At 39.4% G+C, this 2,814-nt stretch carries 3 protein-coding genes; all 3 read right to left on the reverse strand.

The window, feature by feature from the left end; all coding sequences use genetic code 11:
- A partial coding sequence (locus PX636_RS00865; protein WP_288115922.1) for a class I SAM-dependent methyltransferase occupies nucleotides 1–746 on the reverse strand: 746 nt, incomplete at its 3' end.
- Between the two features lie 26 nt (nucleotides 747–772).
- On the reverse strand, nucleotides 773–2,284 hold the full coding sequence (locus PX636_RS00870; protein ID WP_288115924.1) for a cupin domain-containing protein: 1,512 nt from the start codon (nucleotides 2,282–2,284) through the stop codon (nucleotides 773–775).
- Between the two features lie 106 nt (nucleotides 2,285–2,390).
- Nucleotides 2,391–2,789 (reverse strand): DNA sulfur modification protein DndE, encoded by a 399-nt coding sequence (gene dndE, locus PX636_RS00875; protein WP_002765973.1) that lies wholly within the window; start codon nucleotides 2,787–2,789, stop codon nucleotides 2,391–2,393.
- Nucleotides 2,790–2,814: the final 25 nt, after the last annotated feature.

Below are 2,814 nucleotides of genomic sequence, written 5' to 3' on the forward strand. Positions count from 1 at the left end.
AAAGCAACGTGAAGGGGAAGGTCAATGAGCGGAGTAAAAAATTCTGGGTCTAGTTCTAAATGTTCCTGATTAATTTTTAGTTCATAAACTTCTGGCATTTTTGTGAAGGCTGCTAAACGAAGAGATGTGAAGTAATCTTCCATAGTTTTATGAACACATTGCACGGCGACGGCTTTTCTATCTCGGCGCCAAATCTCACCGGGGAATAATTGATTGCGTCCGGAAAAATAGCCAGCTTTCGGTTTAAAATAAAAGGGAAACTTATCTTTTTTCAGAAAAGGTAAAGAGGGATGGGGGACGGCGAACAGGAAATAGCCACCGAATTTCAAAAGTTGGTAGGCTTTCTGCATCGTGCTAATAGTTTCTGAAACATTTAAGTAGTTGAACAGAAACATAGCCAGAACTAAATCGTATTGTTCGGACTCAGTGACCGCAAAATCACGAATATCACCAGCTTCATAGGAAGCATTAATAATCTGATGCTCGTTTTTTTGAATCAAGGCCTGCTCGATCATTTGCGATGAAATATCAATCCCATGAACAGATTGAGCGCCTCGGTTAATTAACTCTCTTCCTACATAACCTTCCCCACAGCCTAGATCTAATATATTCTTGTTGACAATCGGTTCACATAAATCAATGACAAAGGGACGTGCGGAGTAATCAGAAAGCAAAATCGGTTCTACTCGTTTCCAGTCTCCTGCGCTTTCGTCGTAAAGTTTTTTGGTTTCTTGTGTTGCTTTCATACCCATCTAACGTGATAAAATTTGCACTAATTTTGTTTTAGTCTAGCACTGTGTAAGTAATTACCCATAAAACTTTTACCAGTTAATCCAAAATCAGCTATCGCCAGAAAAATTAGCTCTTCTTCTCCTAAGTTCACAGATTGATGCACACACCAACGGGGAATAACAGCAAAAGTACCTGGTTCGACCTCGTTTTCGTATTGATCAACAATAACTTTTCCTTGACCCTGAAGAAATACAAATACGGTTTCATGTGCGTGTCTGTGCATTTCATTCGCCTTTCCTGGCTTGACTATAACTAGGCGTGGATCTAAAACTTCTAGATCAAATGGCAGGCGAAATACGTTAAAATCAATATTGAGTTTATCAACCTTATTGTTGTATAAGGCTTCTAAGTTGCTGGCGCTGATTGTTGAAATAAGCTCTTTACCTTCTTGCACATGAGTCAAGCTTTTTTGTTCATTAATTTTTTCGGTCAAGCCTCCGAGACGCATCGTTTGAAAATCATGGTAAAGTTGTGAAGCAAGCCTTAATATTGTTTGAGAGCATTGGCATTCACCAGATGGATTTTCAAGCCAATTTAACAAGTTCAGAACTTCTTCCTTGTGCTTTTCCGTTTGCATCCCGTATAGCAAAAGTGAACTCAATCCGGGTAGTAGTTTTTCCACTGGAACAGTAGATAAGTCTTCCGTCAATCCAATACGCACGTCATTGATTTGATGCAATAAAAGTTCCTGTTCCTGATTAGACAGCTTTTTGCCTTTAATCATTTTAGTGAAAAGCGTAACAATCTTGAGTTGGTCTGATGATGTCAAAGATTTATCTAGTGCCAACGCACGTTCATACATATTGTCCCAGTAAGCAGCACGTAGATTTAAGGCTTTTAACATTCCTTTCCGTAATTCCAGAACAGCCTGTTCGCTTTCACTGGCTAATTCTTTAGCAATCTCAACTAAAGTTAAGCTGTGTTCATCCTCCACTTCTGTATGTAAAGGAAAAAATACATATTGCTGCAAGGATAATGATGTATGTTTTTTGATCGCTTCAATAATGTGTTTGTAGATAAATTTAACAACAGATTCAGTCCCTAAACCTATGGCTCCAATAGCTTGGAGTGAACTTCCATTCTGGAGCAGCGATAAGAATGATTCACGCCAGATTTCCACTTCAACACAAGGCGTTTGCGTGCTATCTACTCCCATCGCTTCTTGAAAACGCTTGAATAACTGTGGGTGAGGAATTTCCTGTACCCACTCGTCCTTAATACTTAATTTACGGATTGCTTCGAGATCTTCATGGTGTAGATGTCCGTTTTCTTCAGCTAAGTTCTTCAGCAGGTGATTTCGATGAGTGGGATTTTCTAGCTTTGATATTACTGCTGTTAAATAACGGGAAAACCAGTCACTATAAGCTCCGTATTGACTGGCAAAGTCTGTCAGAACTTCATCAATATGTTGAAATTCTCCTTTTTCTAAAGCCAGTAAATACGGATGATTAATCGCTCGATGGCTTAGTGCTTCCTCGATTAAATTTTCCATTTTTTTTCATCCCCCGATAGCCGCCCTCTTTTAAATACCATCACAAAATTGGCCAATTGTCAATAGCGTTTGAGATGCGCTCCCCCTGAAAACAGATCATTCTTGATTAAGATTCTCTGAGACTTTCTCTCTCTAATTCGATTAAATTATCGATTTTTTTTAGCTTGGTATCCCCAGCAAGATAACCGATCCCGCGATGTAAATGTAAGCGAAATTGTTGAGTTAGAGTTTCTTTATCGGTTCCTAATCCGTCTTGATGACAACGTTGTTTGAGGGCAATTAAGAAAATATCGGCCATTTCTCCCCCGAATACTTTCCAGGATAATTCTACATTGCTATCGGCAGGAATGGGAACGGGAGAGGGGAGACTCGGTTCGGCAAGGGAACGACAAAAAGCCCAACGACAGAGGATATTCCATTGGTCAATTTTGGTGTAGCGTTTTAATTTTATTAGGCTATCTTTGGCGGTTTGAGATAGTCGAAAACGTTCGATCGGTGATTCCATAATCTATAATTATACCTCGCTCTGA

Origin of the sequence: Microcystis sp. M53598_WE2, from assembly GCF_030067735.1 — a bacterium.
Taxonomy (GTDB): domain Bacteria; phylum Cyanobacteriota; class Cyanobacteriia; order Cyanobacteriales; family Microcystaceae; genus Microcystis; species Microcystis aeruginosa.